Origin of the sequence: Agathobaculum hominis (assembly GCF_014288055.1) — a bacterium.
In the GTDB taxonomy this organism is placed as follows: domain Bacteria; phylum Bacillota; class Clostridia; order Oscillospirales; family Butyricicoccaceae; genus Agathobaculum; species Agathobaculum hominis.
Map to the genome: position 1 here is coordinate 16,151 of NZ_JACOPK010000010.1, position 21,408 is coordinate 37,558.

At 59.2% G+C, this 21,408-nt stretch carries 19 protein-coding genes; 15 read left to right on the forward strand and 4 right to left on the reverse strand.

Annotated features, from left to right (window positions below; all coding sequences use genetic code 11):
• Positions 1-214: 214 nt before the first annotated feature.
• Entirely contained in the window at positions 215-1,891 is a 1,677-nt protein-coding gene (locus H8S02_RS10500) for a solute:sodium symporter family transporter (RefSeq protein WP_243166503.1), read from the reverse strand.
• Positions 1,892-2,441: 550 nt separating this feature from the next.
• Between H8S02_RS10500 and H8S02_RS10505 the strand changes: the two genes are divergently transcribed.
• A complete protein-coding gene (locus H8S02_RS10505) occupies positions 2,442-3,509 on the forward strand; it encodes a LacI family DNA-binding transcriptional regulator (protein ID WP_186970479.1) in 1,068 nt (355 codons plus the stop codon).
• A 70-nt stretch (positions 3,510-3,579) separates the two neighbouring features.
• On the opposite strand, the gene H8S02_RS10510 is transcribed toward H8S02_RS10505, so the two are convergent.
• A complete protein-coding gene (locus H8S02_RS10510; protein WP_186970480.1) occupies positions 3,580-3,897 on the reverse strand; it encodes an MGMT family protein in 318 nt (105 codons plus the stop codon).
• Positions 3,898-4,047: 150 nt separating this feature from the next.
• On the opposite strand from H8S02_RS10510, the gene H8S02_RS10515 reads away from it, so the two are divergent.
• Positions 4,048-4,236, forward strand: a complete 189-nt coding sequence (locus H8S02_RS10515) for a hypothetical protein (protein WP_118686268.1) — start codon at positions 4,048-4,050, stop codon at positions 4,234-4,236.
• A gap of 268 nt (positions 4,237-4,504) precedes the next feature.
• On the forward strand, positions 4,505-6,319 hold the full coding sequence (locus H8S02_RS10520) for a polysaccharide deacetylase family protein (protein WP_186970481.1): 1,815 nt from the start codon (positions 4,505-4,507) through the stop codon (positions 6,317-6,319).
• Positions 6,320-6,387: 68 nt separating this feature from the next.
• Here H8S02_RS10520 and H8S02_RS10525 read toward each other — a convergent pair whose 3' ends face one another.
• Positions 6,388-7,356: an RluA family pseudouridine synthase gene (locus H8S02_RS10525; RefSeq protein ID WP_186970482.1), complete on the reverse strand. Its 969-nt coding sequence runs from the start codon at positions 7,354-7,356 to the stop codon at positions 6,388-6,390.
• A gap of 177 nt (positions 7,357-7,533) precedes the next feature.
• Between H8S02_RS10525 and H8S02_RS10530 the strand changes: the two genes are divergently transcribed.
• From H8S02_RS10530 to H8S02_RS10580, 11 genes are all read left to right on the forward strand, one after another.
• A complete protein-coding gene (locus H8S02_RS10530) occupies positions 7,534-8,043 on the forward strand; it encodes a YceD family protein (RefSeq protein WP_186970483.1) in 510 nt (169 codons plus the stop codon).
• Positions 8,044-8,094: 51 nt separating this feature from the next.
• On the forward strand, positions 8,095-8,280 hold the full coding sequence (gene rpmF, locus H8S02_RS10535; protein ID WP_118686272.1) for a 50S ribosomal protein L32: 186 nt from the start codon (positions 8,095-8,097) through the stop codon (positions 8,278-8,280).
• A gap of 148 nt (positions 8,281-8,428) precedes the next feature.
• On the forward strand, positions 8,429-9,754 hold the full coding sequence (gene der, locus H8S02_RS10540; protein WP_186970484.1) for a ribosome biogenesis GTPase Der: 1,326 nt from the start codon (positions 8,429-8,431) through the stop codon (positions 9,752-9,754).
• Positions 9,755-9,796: 42 nt separating this feature from the next.
• A complete protein-coding gene (gene plsY / locus H8S02_RS10545) occupies positions 9,797-10,411 on the forward strand; it encodes a glycerol-3-phosphate 1-O-acyltransferase PlsY (RefSeq protein WP_186970485.1) in 615 nt (204 codons plus the stop codon).
• Positions 10,412-10,425: 14 nt separating this feature from the next.
• Entirely contained in the window at positions 10,426-11,439 is a 1,014-nt protein-coding gene (locus H8S02_RS10550) for an NAD(P)H-dependent glycerol-3-phosphate dehydrogenase (RefSeq protein WP_186970486.1), read from the forward strand.
• Positions 11,440-11,858: 419 nt separating this feature from the next.
• Positions 11,859-12,776, forward strand: a complete 918-nt coding sequence (murB, locus tag H8S02_RS10555) for a UDP-N-acetylmuramate dehydrogenase (protein WP_186970487.1) — start codon at positions 11,859-11,861, stop codon at positions 12,774-12,776.
• A 42-nt stretch (positions 12,777-12,818) separates the two neighbouring features.
• Positions 12,819-13,673: an RNase adapter RapZ gene (rapZ, locus tag H8S02_RS10560; RefSeq protein ID WP_186970488.1), complete on the forward strand. Its 855-nt coding sequence runs from the start codon at positions 12,819-12,821 to the stop codon at positions 13,671-13,673.
• Positions 13,674-13,715: 42 nt separating this feature from the next.
• Entirely contained in the window at positions 13,716-14,609 is an 894-nt protein-coding gene (whiA, locus tag H8S02_RS10565; RefSeq protein WP_186970489.1) for a DNA-binding protein WhiA, read from the forward strand.
• Positions 14,610-18,125 carry a DNA polymerase III subunit alpha gene (locus H8S02_RS10570; RefSeq protein WP_186970490.1) on the forward strand — a complete coding sequence of 1,172 codons (3,516 nt, stop codon included), beginning with the start codon at positions 14,610-14,612 and terminating at the stop codon, positions 18,123-18,125.
• Between the two features lie 127 nt (positions 18,126-18,252).
• Entirely contained in the window at positions 18,253-19,227 is a 975-nt protein-coding gene (gene pfkA, locus H8S02_RS10575) for a 6-phosphofructokinase (RefSeq protein ID WP_186970491.1), read from the forward strand.
• Positions 19,227-19,937, forward strand: a complete 711-nt coding sequence (locus H8S02_RS10580; protein WP_186970492.1) for an SDR family NAD(P)-dependent oxidoreductase — start codon at positions 19,227-19,229, stop codon at positions 19,935-19,937. Before pfkA ends, H8S02_RS10580 begins: the two co-directional genes overlap by 1 nt.
• Before the next feature lie 316 nt (positions 19,938-20,253).
• Here H8S02_RS10580 and H8S02_RS10585 read toward each other — a convergent pair whose 3' ends face one another.
• Positions 20,254-20,814 (reverse strand): N-acetylmuramoyl-L-alanine amidase family protein, encoded by a 561-nt coding sequence (locus H8S02_RS10585; protein WP_186970493.1) that lies wholly within the window; start codon positions 20,812-20,814, stop codon positions 20,254-20,256.
• A gap of 88 nt (positions 20,815-20,902) precedes the next feature.
• Between H8S02_RS10585 and H8S02_RS10590 the strand changes: the two genes are divergently transcribed.
• Positions 20,903-21,397, forward strand: coding sequence for an LURP-one-related/scramblase family protein (locus tag H8S02_RS10590; protein WP_186970494.1), 495 nt, complete (start codon positions 20,903-20,905; stop codon positions 21,395-21,397).
• The last annotated feature ends 11 nt before the right edge of the window (positions 21,398-21,408 follow it).

Genomic DNA, 21,408 nt, shown 5'->3' on the forward strand with positions numbered 1-21,408 from the left:
TAGCTGTCTGCGTAAAATGCACGCATGTCGGTTTTTCGCTCGTGCAGTCTTGCGTGCACTTCGCTTTTCATTTGACGAGATGATTATAACTCTGCGTTCACGAGAACGCAAGGGGGAATTTCGAAAAATTTCAAAAAAATTTTTGCGGTTCGGGCAGTGTGAGCACGGAAAAGTGTCACACTGCCGCCGCATAGGGAAAAAAGAGAGAAATGGTTTATGCTGCGATGCCGAGGGGAGAGAAGAAGATATAGATGGCAACCGCAAGGATAAGACCGATGATAGATACAACGTGACGGTACTTCCACGGGGTCAGATCGACCGCGCCGACGTCCTGGATCTCGTACTCCTCAGCCGGGTGATACTTGTTCAGATACCACATGATGAGCAGCTCGATCGGGAACAGAACAGCCATTGCGTACAGGTAGTGGATGGGGTTCGTGCTGCCCGGGTAGCAGGGCTTGATGAGCAGGAACGCACCGTAGCATACGACGTGGAAGATGGTGATGACCTTGGGCATGTACTTCGGGATGCGCTTGAACATGAAGATGCCGAGGATGGTGCACAGTACCGGCAGGGATACAAACTGGCTCATGGAGTTGAGGAAGGTGGTGATGCCGCCTGCGTTCATGATGAACGGAGCGATGACGATCGAGATGCAGCCTGCGATGGTGCCGTAGATCTTGCCGACCTTGACGCACTTGGTGTCCGAAGCCTTCGGATTGATGGAAGAGCGGTACAGGTCGAGGGTGAACATGGTGGACGCGGAGTTCAGGACCGAGTTGAACGAGGACAGGATCGCGCCGAACATGACAGCTGCGAAGAAGCCCATGACCGGCTTCGGAACGATCTCAGAGATGAGCGCCGGATAAGCGAAGTCGATCGCGGAGGAGCCGGCAGCTGCGAGCTTTTCCTGGATGGACGGCAGATAGAATGCGATGATGCCCGGGATGACGAGGTACAGAGGGCCGAGGCACTTGAGGAAGCCGCAGAAAATAGCGCCCTTCTGGCCTTCCTTGAGGCTCTTTGCCGCGAGAGAACGCTGGACAAAGGACTGGTTGGTGCACCACCAGTACAGGTTGTTGAAGAACATACCGGTGATGATCAGCGGCCACGGAACCTCCGGCTCCGGTGCGTTCCATGCGTTGATTGCGTTCATCTTGGCCGGATCAGCCTCGATCATGTACTTTACGCCGTCGAGAATGCCGTGACCGCCGGTTGCTGCGGACAGAGCCGCGAAGCCGAGGAACGGGATCAGCAGACCGCCGATGATCAGGCCGATGCCGTTGATGGTATCGGAAACTGCAACGGCCTTCAGACCGCCGAAGATCGCGTAGCAGCCGCCGATGATGCCGATGATAACGCAGAGGACTGCGACAGCGACGAATTTGCTGGTGCCCATGATGCCGGAGATGTCAAAGATCTGCTCGAAAACAACGGCGCCCGAGTAGAGGATGACCGGCAGGTTGAGGATGGAGTACATAACGACGATTACGACCGAGAACATCGTCTTGGTGCCTCTGCCGTAGCGCTCCTCCATCAGAGACGGGATGGTCATGGCGCCCATTTTGAGGTATTTCGGAAGGAAGTAGTACGCCAGAACCAGCAGCGTGAACATCGAGCCGACCTCCCAGGCGATCGGGCCCATGTTGGTTTTCCAGCTCTGGCCGTTCAGACCGACGAGCTGTTCTGCGGAAAGGTTGGTCAGGAGCAGAGAACCTGCGATGACCACACCGGGAAGTCCGCGTCCTGCGAGAAAGTAGCCTTCGGCGGTGTCGAGCTGTTCGTCACGCGTTTTCCATGCGGAAATGATGGCGACCAGGGCGGTGAACAGTACAAACGATATGCCTGTCCATGCGAGCGAGGAGAAGAATGTCATTTGGATAACCCCCATATCATTGATGTTTTGCGTTCTCGTGAACGCTATCCCTCTAAAAACAATCCCCTTGAGCTTTTCCGGCGCGTTCTCCCTTGCACCGAGCGGCTTGTTTTTGTGGGGATTTGTTTTGATGGGTATAGATTATCACGTTTATTTTGGATTTGCAAGAGGGAAAAGTGCATTTAATTTATATTTAGGAATTGCCACAAAAAACAGGGGTGGTTTTTGTAAAAAAAATCGGAATACAGCGAAAAGATGCGTGCATTTGCGTGCAAAATGATAGCAAGAATACCCAAAGAAATAGGGATGATGTTGTGCAGTTTGTTAAAACGGTTGAAAGAGAAGGAGGATGACCGACTGCATGTTTACAGAAAAGGGACAGAAAAACGTTAAAATACATCAAAAATGCACGCATACAATTATAATAGTATGCGTGCGCGGAAACGCAGGAGCGCAGAATAACAATTTCATAAAAATGCGTGCATTTTTCAAAAAAAGCATTGCAAGCTGCGTGCAGTATGATATACTATAAACATAGCGAAAAAAACAAAAGGAGGTAAACATTATGGCGGTCACCGCTCAGCAGATTGCGGATCTCGCGGGAGTATCGCGCGGCACTGTGGATCGTGCGCTGCACAATCGAGGCCGTGTCAACCCGGAAGTAAAGGAAAAAATTCAGAAAATCGCCCTTGAGCTAGGATATAAGCCCAACCTGATCGGACAGGCGCTCGTGCGCTCCAAGCAGGATTTCAAGCTCGGCGTGATTCTACAGTCCACCGAAACCCCGACGATGCAGGTCGTGCGTGCAGGCGTGCAGCGTGCAGCGGAGGAGCTTGCAGCCTCAGGCGTCGAGCTCGTTCTTCGCGATTTTCAGGGTCTGGACACCGAGCTGATGCTCGAATATATAGAGGAGCTGGTTTCGGCAGGCGTGCAGGGTATCGCGCTTTCCCCGGATACCGCGCCGGAGGTGCGGCAGTGCATTGATGAACTGCACGCACAGGGCATTCCGGTCATTACCTTAAACGCCGACGCGCCGGGCAGCAAACGCCTGTGCTTTATCGGTATGGACAACTACCGCGCCGGTCAGACGGCGGCGTGCCTGCTCCGCCTGATGCTGCCCGAGGGCGGAAAGGTGCTCCCGCTCGCCGGTCATCTGAATAATACTGCGCACAACAACCGCCTGAACGGCTTTCTGGATGCCATAAAGGCGGAAAATACGCTCAATATCAGTACGCTGGCGTTTCAGCCGTGTTTTGATCGCGATGACTATTCGCATGAGATCACGCAGCACGCACTGCGTGCAAATCCCGATCTTGCGGCGATCTATGTTGCGTCCAACGGTCAGAAGGGCGTGTGTCAGGCGATCGAGGAGGAGGGCCTGAAGGGCCGCGTGAAGGTGGCGGCGTTCGACCTGAACGAGCTGAATATGGAGCTTCTGCAGTCGGACAGTCTGAGCTTCGTGCTCGATCAGGAGGCGTTCGAGCAGGGCTACCGGCCGCCGTTTCTGCTGTATGAGTATCTTCTGCACAAGAAAAAGCCGGAAAAAGAGCTGCTCTACACGGATATTGCCATCCGTACCAAGTACAACAGCGACATGGCGCTCGTCTGCACGACCATGCAGAGCGGCCTGTAAGACTGCTGAAAAAGGTGCGTGCACCGAACGCTGAGCGTTCCCGTACACGCACCTTTTCTGCTGCTTTTTTTCAGTCCGCGCGCAGCCAGAGCGACTGACGCAGATCGACATGCGTTTCATTCTTGAAGGCCGCGCCTTCCGCGCGGAGCAGGTCAGCCTGCTCAGACCAGCCCGGCGCGATGCGGCCGGCGTGGTTGACAACGCGGTGACAGGGGAAATGACCGTAGTATTCTGCGTGTGAAAGCACGCGCGCCACCAGACGCGCATTTTTCGGCCGCCCGATCATGCACGCAAGCTGTCCGTAGGTCGCGACCGAGCCGGCGGGGATCTTCTCGACGACAGAAAGCACCTGCCGCGCAAAGTCATCATTCAGTCTGGTTCTGCTCATATTCGGTCTCCTTTTATCGGCATGCATTTCTTTATTATAGTATAGCACGTTTCGCAGAAAGAGGAAGACAGATTGTTTTTTCGGCAGAAAATAGACTTTTGCTGTGATGCGTAGTATAATAGAGATAACGGACAGGAAGGGAGAAAAAGCATGACGATTTTAACCTGTGACTGCGGATATGAGATCTACATCATGGATGAGACTGAGGCGACGGCATGGCAGTGCGACCGCTGCGGTCAGTGGTACGACTTTTTCGGCGTCAAGGTAACGCCGCCGTCCGAGCGAAAGCAGGAGAAAAACCCGAACCTCGTCAACTGGAGCGCAGGGGAGGAGCTGTAACCTAAGGCAACACCGCACAGGGAAAGCTGCGGCGCTGTTTGCTCGCAGATCGCTTTTGTCCCGTTATGCGGTATTGCCTGAAAAAAAGTAACAGGAATGTAACCTTCATTCCTGTTTTTTGATGCTATAATAAGCAAAGGAAAGGCCGGTCGCCGCGAAAAGCGGCGTCAGACAGTCTGCCGCGGAAACCAATTCTAAAGCAGACGACCCCGCGTAAAATACAGAAAGCATTACCGGGGTTTAAAAGGCAGGAAGGGAAGAGTTCAAAATGGCATATGGTACGGCGAACAGCTATGCACGTCCTCGCCGCCGCCGTCGAAAACGCAAGAGCCACTATGGCGTGCTGGTACTGGTGATCGTGCTCCTGATCGCGCTCATCGTGCTCGCGGTCAAGCTGGTGACGACAGCGGTCAGCGCCGTGATCGGCAGGACCGGCACGCACGAGATCGTCTATCAGGTGGACAACAAGCTGGGCTACTGCGACGGAAAGACGTTCGACCTTGAGGCGGCGCCTTACCGCGATCAGAGCGGCAACCTGTTCGCGCCGCTCCAGTCTCTGTGCGATGAGCTTCAGATCGATCTGACCTGGGACGAAAGCACGAAGAGCGGCACGGCAGTCTGGAACAAGCAGACCGCTGAGATCAAGGCCTCGAGCACCAAGGTTCAGATGGGCGAGGAGAGCAGGAACATGGCGGCCGCGCCTTCGGTGAAGGACGGCGTCGTTTTCATCCCGGCGAAGGATTTCTGTGCGGCGTTCTCGTGGAAGACCGCCGAAACCGCCGAGGAGCAGGGCGATCTGCTCATCATCTCGCAGAAGGACGACGAGCTGACCGAGGACGCGATCAAGCAGATCACGGATGACGTAACGAAGGTTCTCGGCCCGTCCGAGAAGCAGATCACGGGAGACAGCATCCTGATGCGCACCGACTCGGACAAGGCGCTCGTTGCCGGCGAGACTAAGACCATGGCCTCTGACGGCGAAAAGCTGGGCGAGGGCGTCATGGAGCAGAACGGCACGAAATACGTTCCGCTGAAGGCGGCGCTGACCGCGCTCGGCGGCACGGCGGAGTTCGACGGTAAAAAGACCTGGACGGTAAAATATAATGATACCGAAACCACGGTCACGACGAACGGAAAGTTCAAGATCGACGGCAAGCACGTCAAGGGCGATGACTTCACAGTCTGGCTCGACGAGGAAAAGGACCGGTTTTATATCTCCGCTCCGGCGCTTGCGCAGATCATCGGCAGAAACTATACCGATCTCGGCGACGGTGCGTTCGCATTCACGACGCTCTCGCTCGACGGTCTGGACAGCCAGAAAACCTATCTCGACTCGCTGCGCAGCAGTCTGAGCGACGCGGTGGACGGCGATATTCCGGAGGCGGACGTTTATATCGCGCTGACCTTCGACGACGGCCCGACCGGCAAGATGGACAGCTATCCGGACGGCCTGACCAACTATCTGCTCGATGGACTCAAGGAGCGCGGCGCGAAGGCGACGTTCTTTGAGTGCGGCTACCGCATCAAGGAGTACAGTGCGTGTATGCCGCGTCAGCTCGAAGAGGGCAGCGAGATCGCGAACCACACGATGAACCATCCGGATTCACGCCTGACCGGCCTCAGCCGCGAGGAAGTCGATGTGCAGATCAACTCCAACAGCGAACTTATCAAGGAAAAGACCGGCAGTCTGCCGACGCTGCTCCGCCCGGTCGGCGGCGGCGTCAACGATACGGTCAAGGCGGTCGCCAAGGAGGCGGGCCTGCCGATCATCAACTGGAGCGTGGACACCCAGGACTGGAAATACCGCGACGCGGCGCACGTCAAGCAGGTCATCGTTGAGCAGGCAGGCGACGGCGATGTTGTGCTGATGCACGATCTGTACCCGACCTCGGTGCAGGGTGCGCTCGACGCGATCGACGAGCTGCAGAAGCGCACGGACAAGACCTACGCCTTCGTCACGGTGTCTCAGCTGGCCGCGATCCACGGCATTACGCTCGAACCGGGCGTCGTCTACAACGGCCTGAGCGACAAGGTCGCGCAGGAGATCAAGGACGGCACGTATTCTCCGGCAGAATTCACCTAAAAGAAAACCTCCGATGCACCGGAAAACGGTGTGTCGGAGGTTCTTTTATCTGTGGAGAAAGGGCGTGCTCAGAAGCGGAAATCCGGGAAATACTTCTGAACGAAGTCGATGCGCCTGACGCGGAAGGTCCTGCCGTCGAGGTACTGGAGCGCGCCGGCGTCGCTCTCGAAGGCGAAGGTCAGCTCATACGAATAGAGCAGCTGACCGGTCTCGCCGCAGGCGCGGTTGCGGTCGCCGCGGCCGTACTTGCCGTCGCCGAGCAGCGGACAGCCGATCGAGGCCATATGGGCGCGGATCTGATGGGTGCGGCCGGTGAGCAGGACGCACTCGACGAGCGAGAGCTCCTTCGTGGAGGCGAGCGTGCGGTAGAGGGTCTTTGCGGTCTTGGCGCCCGGGACCGGCCGGTCATGCAGCGTGACCTGCTTGCGCTTTTCGTCGCGCCGCAGGAAATTCTCGATGCGGCCCTTCGGCGGACTGGGGCGGCCGAGCACAACGCACAGATATTTCTTCTTCAGCTCGTGCTCCTTGATCTTGTCGTTCAGGATGCGCAGCGCCTCGGCGGTCTTTGCCGCGATGACGATGCCGCCGGTGTTGCGGTCGATGCGGTTGCACAGAGCCGGGGCGAACGACGCCGCGTCGTCCGGATTCCATGCGCCCGACTGGTAGAGATAAGCCTGGATGTGGGCGATGAGCGTGTCGCTGTCGCCCTTTTCGTCCGCGTGCACGACCATGCCCGGCGCCTTGTCCGCGAGCAGGATGTTCTCGTCCTCGTAGACCACGGTCAGGCGCGGCGTTTTGATGCGGCGGAACGCCTCCTCCTCGCGCACCTGTTCAAAGTATTCGTCGTTGATGTAGAGCTGCACCCTGTCGCCCTCGGCGAGGCGGCAGGCAGCCTCGGTGCGTTTGCCGTTGAGCTTGATGCGCTTGAGGCGCAGGTATTTGTGCATCATGCCGCCCGACAGGCGCGGCACGGCTTTCTCTAAAAATTTATTCAGGCGTTGCCCGCTGTCGTTTTTTGTGATATAATATTCTCTCAAAGTAAAGTCCCTTTTCTGGCGTGTGTTACCGTTTATCGTATGTTTATATAGTATAACGTATTTTGCGCAGAAAGGGAAGTGTGGCGGCAAAACAATAAAATACGCATTTGCCGTAAAAATCAGTTGACAAAGAACGATTGATTGTAGTATACTGTTTTAGTACCATGTGAGGTTGACATGAAGATTGAGTTAAAAAAGCTGAATGCGCTGCAGCATGCCGTTCTTCCGTTTTCCGAGGTCATCGACCTGAAGGATGAGAAGATGTACGGCAGAAATCCTTTTCAGAGTCCCGTCTATGTGGAAGGCGAGGTATCGAATGAGAGCGGCGTGTTACGCCTGAAGGGCAGCATCAGAACCGTGTACTCCACCGAGTGCGCCCGCTGTCTGAAACCGCTCGATATTCCGCTCGAAGCGGAAGCTGACATGATCCTGTCCGACGACCCTGAGGCGGAGGAAGAGGATGATCTTTTCGTGCTGACCGGCGACAGCGTGGATCCTGCGGACGTACTTGTGCCGGCATTGATCCTGCAGGTACAGATGACTTATCTGTGCAAAGAGGACTGCAAAGGCCTCTGTCCGCACTGCGGCGCAGACCGTAACGTGACCGAATGCGACTGCGAGAGCAGGCAGATCGATCCTCGTTTTGCCGCGCTGCGCGCCCTGCTCGATAACGACAAGGGCAACTGATTATTGTTTTCATTTTATTTTAACAAGATTTGAGTAGGAGGTGTATCCACCATGGCAGTACCTAAGAGAAAAATTTCTAAGGCCCGTCGCGATAAGCGTCGTAACTCCCACTGGAAGCTGGACCTGCCCGGCATGAGCAAGTGCCCGAAGTGCGGCGAGATGAAGCTGGCGCACAGAATGTGCAAGGCTTGCGGCTATTACAATGGCCGTGAGGTTGTCGCCGTTAAGGAAGCGTAAGGCTCAAACAGAACAAAAAGAATGGGGAAGGCGCACGCTTTCCTCATTTTTTTTGAAAAATTCCTGCGCGCACAGCGCAGAATTAACACAGATTTGATTGCAATTTTTCTGCAAATGACTTAAACTGACCTTGAGGGAGGGGAAACCTATGGCAAAACCTATCGTTGCGATCGTCGGCCGTCCGAATGTCGGCAAATCGCAGCTCTTCAACCGTCTGGCAGGCAAGCGTCTGTCCATTGTCGAGGACACGCCGGGCGTAACGCGCGACCGCCTGTATGCGGACAGCGACTGGCGCGGCCGTGACTTCACCGTGATCGACACCGGCGGCATCGAGCCGTCCAACGACAACGAGATCCTGCAGTTCATGCGCCTTCAGGCGGAGACCGCGATCTCGCATGCGGATGTCATCATCCTCATCACCGACCTGCGCACCGGCGTCACCGCAGCCGATCAGGACGTAGCGTCCATGCTGCTGCGCTCGGGCAAGCCGATCGTGCTCGCGGTCAACAAATGCGACAAGCCGGGCGATCCTCCGGCGGAGTTTTATGAGTTCTACAACCTCGGTCTGGGCGAGCCGTTCGGCATCTCCGCTCTGCACGGCTACGGCGTGGGCGAGCTGCTCGATGCGGCTTACGAGCATTTCCCGGCGGCAGACGAGGAGGAAGAGGACGACGAGCGCATCCGCGTTGCTCTGATCGGCAAGCCGAACGTCGGCAAGTCCAGCCTGCTCAACCGCGTGCTGGGCGAGGAGCGCGTCATCGTCTCGAACGTTGCCGGCACGACGCGCGACAGCGTTGATGCTGCCGTAGACAATGCGCACGGCAAATTCACCTTCATCGACACCGCCGGCATCCGCAAAAAGAGCAAGGTAGACGAGAAGATCGAGAAGTTCTCGGTTATGCGTTCACTGCTCGCGGTCGAGCGTGCGGACGTCTGCGTCATCATGATCGACGCGACCGAGGGCGTCACCGAGCAGGACACCAAGGTCGCAGGTGAGGCGCACAATGCCGGCAAGGCGTGCATCATCGTCGTCAACAAATGGGATCTGGTCGAGAAGGACGGCTCCACCATGAAGGAGTATACGCTCCGCGTGCGCGAGGGTCTGGCCTACATGCCGTATGCGCCCGTGCTGTTCATCTCCGCGCAGACCGGTCAGCGCGTGGACAAGCTGTTCGCGCTCATCCATGAGGTCTACGAGCAGAACCATATGCGCATCCCGACCGGCCGCCTGAACGCCATTCTGGCCGAGGCGACGGCGCGCGTACAGCCGCCTACCGACAAGGGCCGCCGCCTGCGCATCTTCTACATGACGCAGGCCTCCACCTGTCCGCCGACCTTCGTCTGCTTCTGCAACGACGCACGCCTGTTCCACTTCTCGTACCAGCGCTATCTGGAAAACCAGATCCGTGAGGTATTCGGCCTGACCGGCACGCCGGTGCGCATGGTCGTGCGCGAGCGCGGCGACAAGGAATAACCGTGCGCTGACCGAAAAAATGAATTCTGGGGGAAAAACGTCATGACACTTACGCATTTTGCGATCATTGCGGTCTGCGCGTATCTGCTCGGCTCGCTGAGCTTTGCGATCATCGTCAGCAAGCTGACACTCGGTAAGGATATCAGAAACTACGGAAGCGGAAATGCGGGTCTGACCAACGCATATCGCACCATGGGCGCGAAAAAGACGCTGCTCGTGCTTCTCGGCGACATCGCCAAGGGCGCGGCGGCGGTCTCGATCGGCATGGTGCTCGCCGGTCCGGTCGGCAAGCTGACGGCAGGCATCTTCGTCATCCTCGGCCATATGTTCCCGCTGTACTTCGGCTTCAAGGGCGGCAAGGGCGTGCTCGTCGGTGCGGTCATGCTCGCGTTTTTCGACTGGCGCGTATTCGGCATCGCCTTTGTGCTGTTCCTGCTGTCGGTCATCGTGACCAAATGGATCTCGCTCGGCTCGATCCTGGGCGCGGTCAGCTTTCCCATCACTACCTGGGTATTCTATCGCGACCCGGTGCTGACCGCGATGGCGCTCGGCATGGCGGCGGTCGTCGTATTCATGCACCGCTCGAATATCGGACGCATCATCCGCGGAAAGGAAAACAAATTTTCCTTCAAGAGCAAGAAAACCATGTCTGACTGAGAGGAGACTGCAAAATGAAGGTTTTTGTACTGGGCACCGGCGGCTGGGGCATCGCGCTGGCGATGCTGCTGCATCAGAACGGCCATCAGGTGACCTCGTGGACCTATCAGCAGGCGGAATGCGACCTGCTGCACCGCGAACGCTGCAATGAAAAGCTGCTGCCGGGCGTTGTCATCCCGGACGGCATCGAGATCACGACCGATATGTCGGGCGCAGCGGATGCGGAGCTTGTTGTACTTGCGGTTCCGTCGTTCGCGGTCGCCTCGACGGCGGAGAAGCTCGCGTCCATCGTAAAGCCGGAGACCGTACTCGTAAACGTCGGCAAGGGTCTGGACAGCAAGCACGGCTACTGCCGCTTTTCCGAGACCATCGCGCGCGCCGTGAACGGCAGGAATCCGGTCGTTGCGCTGACCGGCCCGACGCACGCGGAGGAGGTTGCGCGCGGCATCCCGACCGCGATCGTTGCGGCGTCTGAGAGCCGCGCGGCGGCGGAGCTGACGCAGGAAGCGTTCATGAACGACACGAATTTCCGCGTTTACACCTCGTCCGACATCATCGGCTGCGAGCTCGGCGGTGCGTTCAAGAACATCATTGCGCTCGGCGCCGGCATTTCGGACGGTCTGGGTCTGGGCGACAACTCCAAGGCGGCGTTTATGACGCGCGGTCTGACCGAGATCGCCCGTCTGGGCATCAAGCTCGGCGCGAAGCAGGAGACCTTCGCCGGTCTGTCGGGCGTGGGCGACCTGATCGTTACCTGCTGCTCGATGCACTCGCGCAACCGCCGCGCCGGTATCCTGATCGGCAGGGGTGCGACCGTCGAGGAAGCTATGAAGGAGGTCGGCGCAACGGTCGAGGGCTACTACGCGACTGAGGCCGGCTACCACCTTGCGCAGCAGCAGGGCGTTTCCATGCCGATCACCGAGGCGATGTACGGCGTGCTGTACGGCGGCCTGTCCGCAAAGGATGGCATCAGGATGCTGCTCGCGCGTCCGCGCAAGGGCGAGCATGAGGAAGTGTGGCTCGGCTGAGTGATTCCAGGGGGGACGCTGTCCCCCCTGGATACGTTTTCGGTTCCGGAGAAACCGAAAACGATACCCCCCTCGCCCCTGCACGGCAGGGGCGGCCGCGCCGCCGCGGCGCGGGCAGCGGTATAAAAGTCCGGCAGAGCTGGACTTTTATGGGGAATTTTATGCGGCGCACTGCGGTGCGCCTGTCCCACCTGCTGCGGCATCGCCGCAGGACGGTGGGAAAAGCACTCGGGGAGGTCCGGGTGCTTTTTTCTTTTTTTTCGGGGCGGGGGAATTGCACTCCGCGCCGGTTTTTGGTATAATATATTTTGTATGAGTATGGGTGGAAATGCCGCTCATTTGCTGTGAATCGTATCGGTATGCGCCGCAGAAAGGGCATACTGTTTTCAAATATATCCTTAAACGGGAGGAAGAATATCATGCTGAACAATATCAAGGGCTGCGCGGAGGCTCTGCGCGAAACCGCCCCGGAAATAGACATTCTGATCAACGAGCCGATGCGCCGCCACACGACCTTTTCCATCGGCGGCCCGGCCGACCTTTTCATCCTGCCCAAGACGCGCAGGGAGCTGATCGGCGCGCTCGAGGTGCTGCGTGCACAGGGCGTTCCGATGCTGCTGCTCGGCAACGGCTCGAATATTCTGGTCTCGGATGAGGGCGTGCGCGGCGCGGTCGTGTGCACCTCCGAGGTGGACGAGGTCCGCGTGGGCGACGACAACACGCTGACGGCGGAGGCCGGCGCGCTCCTCAGCCGCATCGCACGCCGCGCACAGCGTGCCGGTCTGACCGGCGCGGAGTTTGCCGGCGGCATTCCGGGCAGTCTGGGCGGCGCGGTATTCATGAACGCCGGCGCGTATGACGGTCAGATGGCCGGCATCGTCGAGAGCACGGAATATCTGGACGCAGAGGGCAATATCCACACGCTGCGCGGCGAGGAGCATGGCTTCGGCTACCGCCGCAGCATTTTCCGCGACCATCCGGACTGGACCGTGCTGCGCTCGGTCATCCGCCTTCAGCCGGGCGACTCGGCGGCCATTCTGGACAAGATGAACGATTTTTCGCAGCGCCGCCGCGACAAGCAGCCGCTCAACTTCCCGTCGGCCGGCTCGACCTTCAAGCGTCCCGAGGGATATTTTGCCGGAAAGCTCATCGAGGACGCCGGACTCAAGGGTGCGTCCGTCGGCGCGGCGCAGGTTTCGGAAAAGCACGCAGGCTTTCTCATCAACCGGGGCGGCGCGACCTGCGACGACATGCTGCACCTGATCGAGCTGGTGCAGGAGCGCGTTCGGGAGCAGTTCGGCGTCGAGCTGGAGTGCGAGGTGCGCATCGTAAGATAAACGGGAGAAATTCCGCTGAACGTGGGCAAGGAGGATGGAATTATGTATTTTTTGATCATTTCCGGCATGTCCGGTGCAGGCAAGAGCCGCGCCGTCGCGACACTGGAGGATCTCGGCTATTACTGCGTCGATAATCTGCCGATCGCGCTCATTCCGCGCTTCGCGGAGGTCTGCCTTGCCGCGACGGAGCGGTATGAGCGTGTCGCGCTCGTGACCGATGTGCGTGCGGGCGGCGATTTTCAGCAGCTCTTTGACTCGCTCGACTCCATCCGCGACATGGGCTGCGACTACCGCATCCTGTTCCTCGACACGGACACCGCGACGCTCATCCGCCGCTACAAGGAGACGCGCCGCAAGCATCCGCTGATGGACAAGGGCGTTTCCATGACGGCGGCGATCGAAAAGGAGCGCACGATGCTGTCCGCGCTGCGCAACCGCGCGGATTTCGTGGTCGATACCACGGGCCTGTCCGCCGCCGGTCTGCGCGAGCGCCTGCTCGCCCTGTTCTCCACCGAGACCGGCGCAGCCTTCGAGGTCATCGTGCAGTCCTTCGGCTTCAAATACGGCATTCCGCCCGAGAGCGACCTCGTGTTCGATGTACGCTTCCTGCCCAATCCGTATTACGAGATGAGCCTGCGCGAGCGCAACGGCACCGACCCCGAGGTGCGTGATTATGTGTTTCAGGGCGGCACGGCCGACGTGCTCATGCGCCATCTGACCACGCTCATCGACTTCCTCCTGCCGCGCTACATGGCGGAGGGCAAGGCGAACCTCATCATCAGCGTCGGCTGTACGGGCGGCAAGCACCGCTCGGTCGCGATCGCGGAAGCGCTCAGCGAGCATCTGCGCGGTCGTGAATACGGCGTTGTCACCATGCATCGAGATTATCAGAGATAAGGCTCCGGTCTGCGGAGCACCGCAGAAATGGAGTTAGAATACATGTCATTTTCTACCGAAGTCAAAAACGAGCTGTGCAGCGTTTCCATGAGCCGGGCGTGCTGCACCCGCGCGGAGGCCTACGGCGCGCTGCTGCACGCCTCGGTGTTCTCGCATAAGGAGATCCGCCTTTCGGCGGAGAACGCTGTCGTCGTGCGGCGGCTTCAGGCGCTTTTGCAGCGCGCGTTCTTCGTGGACAGCGAGGCGGAAAGCTGCGGCCGCAAGCAGCAGCTCATCATCAACGACCCGCCGCGCATCGGTCGCATCTTTGACGCGCTGGGATATGACAGAAAAAACCACATCACCTACCACCTCAACCGCAACGTGCTCGAGGAGGACTGCTGCATCGCGGCCTTTCTGCGCGGCGCGTTCCTCATGGCTGGAACGGTCGCGGGACCGGATAAGAAGAGCCATCTCGAGCTCAAGAGCACTCACCAGAGCCTCACAGGCGAGGAGACCAGCCTGATGCTCGACCTCGGTCTTGCGCCCAAGCAGGCAAGGCGTGCGAGCGCACAGCTGCTGTACTTCAAGGACAGCGCGAGCGTCGAGGACTTTCTCACGCGCATCGGTGCGCCCCACGCCGCGATGGAGCTGATGCAGGCGAAGGTGGAGAAAAACCTCAGGAACACCATCAACCGTCAGGTCAACTGCGAGACGGCGAACCTCGTCAAGGCGGCGGATGCGTCCGCGCGGCAGATCGCCGCGATCAAAAGCGTGCTGCGCGAGGGCGGGGAGGAGGCCTTCCCGGACAATCTCCGAGAGACCGTGCGTCTGCGGCTTTCCTATCCGACCGACAGCCTGACCGAGCTGGCGCGGCGGTTCGATCCGCCCATCTCCAAGCCGGGACTGAGCCACAGGCTGAAAAAGATAACCGAATTTGCTGCAAAGGAGAACTAAATGGTACCATTTGCCCATCTGCATGTGCATAGCGAATACAGCCTGCTCGACGGCGCGTGCCGCATCGAACAGCTGGTCGAGCGTGTTTCTGACCTCGGACAGACCTCGTGTGCGCTGACCGACCACGGCGTCATGTACGGCGTGATCGACTTTTACCGCGCCTGCAAGGCGAAGGGCATCCATCCGGTCATCGGCTGCGAGGTCTACCTCGCGCCGCATTCGCGCCACGAGCGCGGCTACGTCAACGGCGAATGGCACAGCCACCTCATCCTGCTGTGCGAGAACATGACCGGCTACAAAAACCTCATCCATATGGTCTCGGCCGCGTTCTCCGAGGGTTTTTACATGAAGCCGCGCATCGACATGGAGCTTCTGCGCGGACACAGCGAGGGCCTCATCTGCATGTCCGCCTGCCTCGCGGGCGCGATTCCGCGCGCGATTGCGAACGGAAATATGGACAAGGCCTATGAGATCTGCGAGGAATTTCTCGAGATCTTCGACCGGGAGCATTTCTATCTCGAGATACAGGATCACGGCATCGAGGAGCAGAAAAAGGTCAACGAGGGACTGTATCAGCTCGCGAAGGAGCTGAACATTGAGCTTGTCGCGACCAACGACGCGCATTATCTGACCCGTGCGGACGCGCGCACGCAGGACATCCTCATGGCGATCCAGATGGGCAAGACGGTCGATGACCCGACCCGCATGAAGTTCGAAACGCAGGAGTTCTACATCAAGGACGCGGATGAAATGGCGGCGCTGTTCCCGGAGCATCCGGAGGCGCTCGCGAACACGGTCAAGATCGCGGAGCGGTGTCAGGTCGACTTTGAGTTCGGCAAGTACCACCTGCCCGAATTCGACGTTCCGGAGGGCTATACCTCGCTTGAATACCTTCAGAAGCTGTGCGATGAGGGCTTTGCGCGGCGCTATCCGGACGATGACGGCACGGTGCGCGGGCGTTTGCAGTACGAGATCGACATGATCGCCAAGATGGGCTTTGTCGATTATTTCCTCATCGTTTCCGACTTCATCGGCTACGCCAAGAGTCAGGGCATTCCGGTCGGCCCGGGCCGCGGTTCGGCGGCAGGCTCGATCGTTTCCTACTGTCTCGGCATCACCGACCTCGACCCCATCCATTATTCGCTGTATTTCGAACGCTTCCTTAACCCGGAGCGCGTCTCTATGCCGGATATCGACGTCGACTTCTGCTACGTCCGCCGTCCCGAGGTCATCGAGTACGTCACGCGGAAGTACGGCAAAGACCGTGTCGCGCAGATCGTCACCTTCGGCACGATGGCTGCGCGCGGCGCGATCCGCGACGTCGGCCGTGCGCTCAACATCCCGTACAACGACGTGGACGCGGTCGCCAAGCAGGTGCCGAACGAGCTGCACATGACCATCGAGAAGGCGCTCACGGTCAACCCGGAGCTGAAAAAAATGTATGACGGCACGCCGCAGGTGCGCGAGCTGATCGACACGGCGCGCAAGCTCGAGGGCATGCCGCGAAACGCCTCGACCCACGCCGCCGGCGTCGTCATCACCAAAAACCCGGTCGATACCTATGTTCCGCTCTCGCGCAACGGCGACCAGATGGTAACGCAGTTCACGATGGTCACGATCGAGGAGCTGGGTCTGCTCAAAATGGACTTTCTCGGTCTGCGCAACCTCACGGTCATCGCGGACGCGGAGAAGATGATCCGCCGCCACACGCCGGATTTCTCCATCGAAAAGCTGGACATGAGCGACCCCGCGACCTATGAAATGCTCGGAAAAGGCTCGACCATGGGCGTATTTCAGCTGGAAAGCGCGGGCATTACTAACGTTGTCACCGGTCTGCGGCCGCAGTCCATCGAGGACATTACCGCAGTCGTGGCGCTGTACCGCCCGGGACCGATGCAGTCCATTCCGCGCTACATCGAGTGCCGCCATCACCCTGAAAAGGTGACGTACAAGCATCCGCTGCTTGAGCCGATTTTAGGCGTTACCTACGGCTGTATGATCTATCAGGAACAGGTCATGCAGGTGTTCCAGTCGCTCGCCGGCTATTCGCTCGGCAAGGCGGACATGGTGCGCCGCGCGATGAGTAAAAAGAAGATGAAGGAGCTCGAAAAGGAGCGCGTCAACTTCATCCACGGCAACGAGGAGCTTGGCATTGACGGCGCAATCAAGCGCGGCGTGCCCGAAGCGGTCGCGGCGAGCCTGTTTGACGAGATCATGGACTTCGCAAACTACGCCTTCAACAAGGCGCACGCCGTCTGCTACGCGGTCGTGTCCTTCCGCACCGCCTACCTCAAGTGCCACTATCCGCGCGAGTACATGGCGGCGCTTCTGACGAGCGTGCTCGATGTTTCGGAGAAAATCTCCGAGTATATCCAGACCGCGCGCGAGATGGGAATTTCGGTGCAGCCGCCCGATGTGAACCTGTCGTATGACAGCTTTTCGGTCGCGGACAGTGACATCCGCTTCGGCCTTGCCGCCGTCAAGGGCGTCGGCCGCTCGTTTATGAAGCAGTTGGTCGACGAGCGGGAGAAGAACGGCATCTTCACCTCGTTCCAGGATTTCTGCGAGCGTATGTACGACCGCGAGCTCAACCGCCGCGCCCTCGAATGTCTCATCAAGGCGGGCGCGTTCGACTCGATGGGCTGCCGCCGCAGCCAGCTGCTGCGCGTCGCAGGCCCGGTGGTCGATGCCATTGCGCAGAACCGCAAAAAGAATATCGAGGGACAGATGGACCTGTTCGGCATGGGCAACGACGCGGTGCAGGACACGCAGATCGCGCTGCCCGATATTCCCGAGGTCTCCAAGCGCGAGCTGCTCGCGATGGAGAAGGAGACGACCGGACTTTATCTGTCGGGGCATCCGATGGACGAATACCGCGAGCTTGCCGCCCGCGCCAAGGCTGCGCCCGTGCGCAGGATCATCGACGACCTTTCGGGCGAGAGCGCGCAGCCGGTCTACCGGGACGGCATGACCGTGCGCCTTGCCTGCGTCGTCACCGCCGTCAAGCTCAAAAGCACGAAAAACGGTTCGATGATGGCGTATGTGACCGTGGAGGACGACACGGCGGCCATCGAGCTCGTCGTATTCCCGAAGGCGCTCCAGCAGTGCGGCGCGTATCTGACGGCGGACAGCGCGGTGCTGCTCACCGGACGCATCGACGCGCGCGAGGAGGAGGCGCCCAAGGTGCTGCTGAACGAGGCGCAGCCGCTGAACGAGGGCTCGGTAAACGCGCTCACGACTGCGGAAAAGCCGGCCGCGAGCGTATTTTCCGACGCGGAAGCGGCGAAAAGGGCGCCGCACAAGCTGTATATCCGCCTCGACAGCCTGAAGGGCGTCAAATGGCCCGGCATCCGCGCGGTGCTCTCGACCTGTCCCGGCGACACGCCGGTCTATCTGTATCCGCTCGACACGAAGAAAACGACGCTCGTCTCGCGCCGTCTGTGGTGCCGGCCGGACGAAAACATTTTGCAAAAATTACGCTTCCTCTTGAGCGAGGATGATGTTATAATAAAATAGAGGTAATTTGAAGCGTCGGCCTCGGCAGGGCCGGATGCTTCAGGAAGATGTAGAGGGGACAGGACGACACTGCAACAGAACAGCGCCGCCCGAAAAGCTCAAAGCACACAGAAGGAGGCTTTCTTTTATGGAAAAGCAGATTCGCAGAATTGGCGTACTAACAAGCGGCGGCGACGCGCCGGGCATGAACGCACTCATCCGCTCGGTCGTTCGAAGCGCGTCGGCAAATGACATTTCCGTTCTCGGCATCCGCCGCGGCTACAGCGGTCTGATCAACGGCGACATCATCGAGATGGGCGCGCGCAGCGTTGACGGCATCATCCGCAAGGGCGGCACCATGCTGTACACCGCCCGCTGCAAGGAAATGATGACCGAGGAGGGTCTCCAGAAGGCGGCCGACACCTGCAAGTACCTGGGCATCGACGGCCTGATCTGCTGCGGCGGCGACGGTACGTTCCGCGGCGCGCAGGCGCTTTCGCGCAAGGGTGTTCCGTGCATCGGCGTGCCGGGCACGATCGACAACGATATCGTCTGCACCGACTACACCATCGGCTTCGATACTGCGTGCAACACTGCAATCGAGTGCATCGACAAGCTGCGCGACACCATGCAGTCTCACGAGCGCTGCTCTGTCGTTGAGGTCATGGGCCGCCGCGCAGGTCATCTCGCGCTCCAGGTCGGCTGCGCTGTCGGCGCAACTGCGATCTGCCTGCCCGAGCGACAGCTGGATTTCGACGTTGACATCGTAGAAAAGATGCGCATCGGCCGCATCAAGGGCCGCAACCACCACATCATCATCGTCGCAGAGGGCTACGGCTCCGCACAGGAGGTCGCAGACCAGATCCACGAAGCGACCGGCATCGACACCCGCGTTACCATCCTCGGCCACATCCAGCGCGGCGGCTCTCCGTCCGCCATGGACCGTGTCATGGCGACCCGCATGGGCTACGCAGCGGTACGCGCTCTGATGGAGGGCAAGACCAACCGCGTTATCGTATCGGACGCAAACCTCGTTACCGACATCGACATCGAGGAAGGTCTGGCGAAGCATAAGGACCTCAACCAGTGCCTGTTTGAAGCACAGCAGACGGTCGCGATCTGATGGGTTCGGTATTTATTACCGGCGGTTCGCGCGGCATCGGCGCTGCCTGCGTCCGCGCCTTTGCGGAGGCTGGGAGACCGGCAGCGTTTACGTATTCCGCGCGCCGCGACAAGGCGGAAGCGCTGGCGGCGGAAACGGGTGCGCTCGCGCTCTGCGCGGACAGTGCGGACAGAGACGCGGTGGAAAGCGCAGTGAAAACGGCGCGCGAAAGCCTTGGCGCGATCGACACCGTTGTCTGCAACGCGGGGATCGCGCAGCAGAAGCTGTTTCAGGACATCACGGATGACGAGTGGCTGACCATGCTGAACGTCAATCTGATGGGGGCGGTACGCACGATCCGCGCGGCGCTCCCGGATATGCTGCACTGCCAGAAGGGCAGCATCGTCATCGTCTCGTCCATGTGGGGCGAGCGCGGCGCGTCCTGCGAGAGCCATTACGCCGCGAGCAAGGCGGCGCTCATCGGTCTGTCTAAATCGCTCGCGCTCGAGCTCGGGCCGAGCGGCATCCGCGTCAACTGCGTCGCGCCCGGCGTCATCGACACCGACATGAACGCGATGCACGGCGGGGACGTCATGCAGTCGCTGGCGGACGAAACGCCGCTCGAGCGCATCGGACGCGCGGACGAGGTCGCGGACAGCATCCTGTATCTCTGCTCGGAAAAGGCGTCCTTCGTCACCGGACAGGTGCTCGGCGTGACAGGCGGATTTTAAGCTGTAATCAATAAACAAAAGACCTTCTCGATATTCGGGAAGGTCTTTTCAGCTTGCTGATAAAAGCTTATTCTGCGTCAGAGCAGCCGTCGCGCGGCAGCGCGCATGAAATAGAACTCGCGCAGCGAGTTCATCAAAACCGGGGGCGTGTACCTCGGTTTTGATACTTTAAGAGGGAGAAAGTTTCCATAGGGGGAACTTTCGGACGACCGTGTTCTGCGTCAGTCAGAACACAGATTGTCGGAAAAACTGTAGTTTTTCGACAGTCTTAAAAGACCTTCTCGATATTCGGGAAGGTCTTTTTTGTGTGCGAACGTTATGCAAAATATTCAAGGATGCCGTTCATGATGCCTTGCGCGAAGCCGAAGGGGTCGGTCTCGAGCCGCAGCGCATCCTGCGCGTTGGTCAGATAGGCGAGCTCGACCAGAATGGCCGGCATTTTCGTGCGACGCAGGACATACAGCTCCGGCCGCACGCGCACGCCGTTGTTCCGCGTGCCGGTGCGCTGCACGATGCCGTTCAGCACATGCTGCGCGAGCCAGTAGGCTTGCGTGTTTTCCTGGTAGACGTAGACCTCGGTGCCGTTGATGGCCGGATTTTCGTTCGCGTTGCAGTGAATGCTGATGAAGTAGTCGGCAGGCCAGTCGTTGGCCGCCTGCACGCGCGCGGCGAGACTGGTCGCGTTGCTCGTGCCGAGGATCTCGCCGGGAGAGGTGCGGCTGAGCCGCACCTCAAACCGGGGGTCGGCGGACAGCAGCTCGGCAAGATACAGCCCGACAGTGTAGGTGATGTCCTGCTCGATCAGGCCGTTTCCCTCCGCGCCGGTGTTGGGGCCGCTCGGATTGTGCCCCTGGTCAATAAAAATTCGGATTGCCATAAGAATATCACATCCCCTGACAGTCTATGCGATGCGGCTTGACGCGGTGCGGACGGTGGTGTATCCTAAGGGTACAGGAGGGATGGATATGAATCTGTGCATGAAACAGAAGGTTTTTTCGTGGGGCGACCGGTTTACCGTCTGGGACGAGAACGGGAACGACCGATACTATGTACGCGGCGAGGTGTTCTCGCTCGGCAAAAAGCTGCATCTGACCGACACGGCCGGCGCGGAGGTCGCCTTCATCCAGCAGAAGGCGTTTTCGTTCAAGCCGCGCTTTTATGTGTACATGAACGGCGCTTTGCAGGCCGAGATCGTCAAGGACTTTACCTTTTTTACGCAGCGCTACCGCGTGGAGGGCATAGACTGGGAGGTGAACGGCAACTTCGGCGCACACGATTATGAGATCAGCGGCGCGCGCGGCACGGTCGCGTCCATCCACAAGCAGTGGTTCACCTGGGGCGACTGCTACGAGATCTGTATTTCGGAGAACGAGAACGAGCAGCTGGTGCTCGCGGTCGTGCTCGCCATTGATGCCGTGATGGCGCAGTCGAATGCCGCCGCGGCGAACAGCGCAACATAAAGGGGAAAACA

Bases quoted from the DNA above. Each gene is read 5' to 3' on its own strand.
- H8S02_RS10500 (WP_243166503.1), bottom strand. From the start codon at position 1,891: ATGGGGGTTATCCAAATGACATTCTTCTCCTCGCTCGCATGGACAGGC.
- H8S02_RS10505 (WP_186970479.1), top strand. From the start codon at position 2,442: ATGGCGGTCACCGCTCAGCAGATTGCGGATCTCGCGGGAGTATCGCGC.
- H8S02_RS10510 (WP_186970480.1), bottom strand. From the start codon at position 3,897: ATGAGCAGAACCAGACTGAATGATGACTTTGCGCGGCAGGTGCTTTCT.
- H8S02_RS10515 (WP_118686268.1), top strand. From the start codon at position 4,048: ATGACGATTTTAACCTGTGACTGCGGATATGAGATCTACATCATGGAT.
- H8S02_RS10520 (WP_186970481.1), top strand. From the start codon at position 4,505: ATGGCATATGGTACGGCGAACAGCTATGCACGTCCTCGCCGCCGCCGT.
- H8S02_RS10530 (WP_186970483.1), top strand. From the start codon at position 7,534: ATGAAGATTGAGTTAAAAAAGCTGAATGCGCTGCAGCATGCCGTTCTT.
- rpmF (WP_118686272.1), top strand. From the start codon at position 8,095: ATGGCAGTACCTAAGAGAAAAATTTCTAAGGCCCGTCGCGATAAGCGT.
- der (WP_186970484.1), top strand. From the start codon at position 8,429: ATGGCAAAACCTATCGTTGCGATCGTCGGCCGTCCGAATGTCGGCAAA.
- plsY (WP_186970485.1), top strand. From the start codon at position 9,797: ATGACACTTACGCATTTTGCGATCATTGCGGTCTGCGCGTATCTGCTC.
- H8S02_RS10550 (WP_186970486.1), top strand. From the start codon at position 10,426: ATGAAGGTTTTTGTACTGGGCACCGGCGGCTGGGGCATCGCGCTGGCG.
- murB (WP_186970487.1), top strand. From the start codon at position 11,859: ATGCTGAACAATATCAAGGGCTGCGCGGAGGCTCTGCGCGAAACCGCC.
- rapZ (WP_186970488.1), top strand. From the start codon at position 12,819: ATGTATTTTTTGATCATTTCCGGCATGTCCGGTGCAGGCAAGAGCCGC.
- whiA (WP_186970489.1), top strand. From the start codon at position 13,716: ATGTCATTTTCTACCGAAGTCAAAAACGAGCTGTGCAGCGTTTCCATG.
- H8S02_RS10570 (WP_186970490.1), top strand. From the start codon at position 14,610: ATGGTACCATTTGCCCATCTGCATGTGCATAGCGAATACAGCCTGCTC.
- pfkA (WP_186970491.1), top strand. From the start codon at position 18,253: ATGGAAAAGCAGATTCGCAGAATTGGCGTACTAACAAGCGGCGGCGAC.
- H8S02_RS10580 (WP_186970492.1), top strand. From the start codon at position 19,227: ATGGGTTCGGTATTTATTACCGGCGGTTCGCGCGGCATCGGCGCTGCC.
- H8S02_RS10585 (WP_186970493.1), bottom strand. From the start codon at position 20,814: ATGGCAATCCGAATTTTTATTGACCAGGGGCACAATCCGAGCGGCCCC.
- H8S02_RS10590 (WP_186970494.1), top strand. From the start codon at position 20,903: ATGAATCTGTGCATGAAACAGAAGGTTTTTTCGTGGGGCGACCGGTTT.